The sequence below is a fragment of the Thauera aromatica genome, assembly GCF_023093595.1.
GTDB lineage: Bacteria > Pseudomonadota > Gammaproteobacteria > Burkholderiales > Rhodocyclaceae > Thauera > Thauera aromatica_A.
Genome location: NZ_JALLIK010000042.1, coordinates 1 through 2236 on the forward strand (window position 1 = coordinate 1; position 2236 = coordinate 2236).

5 protein-coding genes are annotated in these 2236 nt (G+C 58.9%); all 5 read right to left on the bottom strand.

The window, feature by feature from the left end:
* Positions 1 to 310: 310 nt before the first annotated feature.
* Complete coding sequence (locus tag MXC99_RS00485) at positions 311 to 634, bottom strand: helix-turn-helix domain-containing protein (RefSeq protein WP_247723683.1); 324 nt, start codon at positions 632 to 634, stop codon at positions 311 to 313.
* The gene (locus tag MXC99_RS00490) at positions 618 to 1001 is read right to left on the bottom strand and encodes a type II toxin-antitoxin system RelE/ParE family toxin (RefSeq protein ID WP_247723684.1); all 384 of its coding nucleotides are present in this window, start codon (positions 999 to 1001) and stop codon (positions 618 to 620) included. Before MXC99_RS00490 ends, MXC99_RS00485 begins: the two co-directional genes overlap by 17 nt.
* A 203-nt stretch (positions 1002 to 1204) precedes the next feature.
* A complete protein-coding gene (locus MXC99_RS00495) occupies positions 1205 to 1432 on the bottom strand; it encodes a hypothetical protein (protein WP_247723685.1) in 228 nt (75 codons plus the stop codon).
* A 3-nt stretch (positions 1433 to 1435) separates the two neighbouring features.
* Positions 1436 to 1756, bottom strand: a complete 321-nt coding sequence (locus MXC99_RS00500) for a type II toxin-antitoxin system YafQ family toxin (RefSeq protein ID WP_247723686.1) — start codon at positions 1754 to 1756, stop codon at positions 1436 to 1438.
* A partial coding sequence (locus MXC99_RS17035; RefSeq protein WP_432654217.1) for a type II toxin-antitoxin system RelB/DinJ family antitoxin occupies positions 1728 to 2236 on the bottom strand: 509 nt, incomplete at its 5' end. The genes MXC99_RS17035 and MXC99_RS00500, both read right to left, overlap by 29 nt.

Consider the following 2236-nt stretch of genomic DNA (forward strand, 5'->3'; position numbering starts at 1 on the left):
GATATCTGTCGCCGACCACGTTCCTGCAGAACTGGATCGCACGACAGGATCAGCAAGAAATGGCAGCATGAAGACGACCGGTTGGAAGACGGAAAACGTAGGGCACCTCACTTCGTGAATGGGGGGCATTTCTGATCTCCTGCACAGGAGCTATGTAGTAAGGACTATTCCTTACTTCGTCAAGATCAAGAACTACCTGGCACTCGCACGAATGGCGGTCAGGAGTTCGATCCCCGGTTACGCAACCGATCACGGCACGCCGGCACCATGCCATCCGCCCGGCGCTGCAGCTGGACGTTTGTGCTTGGCTTTAGATCAAAGCCTCAAGCCCTTTACGATCAAGCAGGTTCAGTAGCTTCTGAGATGCGCCGCTGGGATGCTTACCACCGAGTTCCCACTGCCGCACCGTCGATAGACTGGTATTGAGCACTGACGCCAGCACCGCCTGACTCAGCTTGTGGCGCTCTCGTAGGGCGCGGATCCTCGCACTGTCGTACTCGGGGATGGGGTCCAGACACAGCGCGTCAATCTTGCGCATCTTGCGCTGGTCAATAAATCCCAGGCGGTGAAGATCACCTGCCGTTTCATGCACGGCCTCCAGAATGGCGCTCTTGGCCTTAATCTTCACGGTCATCGCAAATCTCCTCTAGCGAACCATCGGCAACGGCGAGTTCGAGCTCCTGCGAGTTTCTTTCAAGTAAGGCCTGAGCAATGTCTTGCAGGGCCTCCAGTTCGTCAGTGCTGATCGTGGCACGAACATTCTTTTCGAATCCGAAAACGAAGAACCAGCGGTCACCCTTGTTGGTGGCCACGAGCGTTCTGGCACCACTGCGCTTGCCGCGACCTGCGAGCCCGATCCGCTTCTTGACCACCCCGCCGCCCAAATCGGCATCGATCAGCCCTTTGCTCATTTCCTCGACCGCTGCACGCAGCGCGCGGTCAGTGAGCTCAGTCTTGCGCATCCAGCGGCAAAAATGGCGGGTTTTGAAAACTCGAATCATGGCTGAATGGTAACACTTAGTGCATTACTTTGTGGCAAAGTTCCAGCCATGCGATCTGCCCAAGACCGTAGTGCTGCATGCCCCATGGGTTGCTGCCCCCACCCCGTTCGCAGCACAGGCCTGCTGTGGTTTCAGCGGAACCCGCTGCCGACCGAGTGGGTGGCGCAGCGGGAGGTGGTGGCGAGGTTTGATGCCTGACGGGATTACGAGCCCTCGATCACCCGTGCCACATCACTGCGGCATTCGGCGCACTTGCCCACCAGCAGCAAGTCGCCGCCCTTGATGGCGCCACTGAAATTGGTAATCGTTGTTTCATGACGGCACTGCCCACACCAGACATTGGACAGCAGCCGCTGGCGGTTGTCGGCTGGGATAGCTTCCCAGCGCTGGCGGGCGGGCTTGGTGAAAGTCGGCAGTAATTCAATCCCCACAGATCACTCCTCGAACAATTCAGAGTGTGTGCCCGCCCGCACAAAGATGATGGCGTTGCCATCAAGGCGGTAGATCAGCAGGAAGTCGCCGCCGATGTGACATTCGCGGTGGTCGACCCAGTCGCCCTTGAGCGGGTGGTCCAGCCATTCGGGCCCCAGCGGCGCATCGTTGCCGATGAGCAGCAGCATTGCCTCCTTCAACCGCTTCAGGTCATAGCGGCCAGAGCGCGAGAGGCGTTCCCAGTCTTTGAGGAAAGTTTTGGTGTAGTCGCACGCCCTGGGTGGCGCTGCCCGCTTACTGCTGGCGGGCTTTTTCGAGGTCATCAATCAGGGCGTCGGCAGAGTTAAAGCGGGCGGTCCGCGCCTTTGCCATGGCGCGGGCTTCTTCCATCGCCGCGCGGGTCTGGGCGTTGGGCACCTTCAACTCCAGTGGGAAGGCTTGGTCGTTCACCACGCGCTTGAGCAGAATGCGCACGGCATCAGACACCGACAGCCCCATGGCTGCCAGTGCCTCGCTGGCTTGCGCCTTGATTTCGTCGTCCACCCGGACGTGCAGCATCGTGGAATGGGCCATGATCGAATCCTCCGTTTCCGCAATTATGTATCTCGTTTGCGATACAGTCAAGTAACCGCTGGCGATGCTCTGGTGGCGTTCGATGCCTGACCGGCGGCCTTGGTTGACGATGAACCGGCGTGTTGGCGCCGGTCCAATACTGACCAGGTGTTCCGTTTGAATTCTGACCAGGGACGATAGCCGCCTGTCATTACGGCGACTGTGGATAAGTGTAGCGGTTTTTAGGGTGA

Excerpts from the sequence above, each read along its gene's own strand:
- MXC99_RS00490 (WP_247723684.1), bottom strand. The coding sequence starts at position 1,001 with ATGATTCGAGTTTTCAAAACCCGCCATTTTTGCCGCTGGATGCGCAAG.
- MXC99_RS00500 (WP_247723686.1), bottom strand. The coding sequence starts at position 1,756 with ATGACCTCGAAAAAGCCCGCCAGCAGTAAGCGGGCAGCGCCACCCAGG.
- MXC99_RS00485 (WP_247723683.1), bottom strand. The coding sequence starts at position 634 with ATGACCGTGAAGATTAAGGCCAAGAGCGCCATTCTGGAGGCCGTGCAT.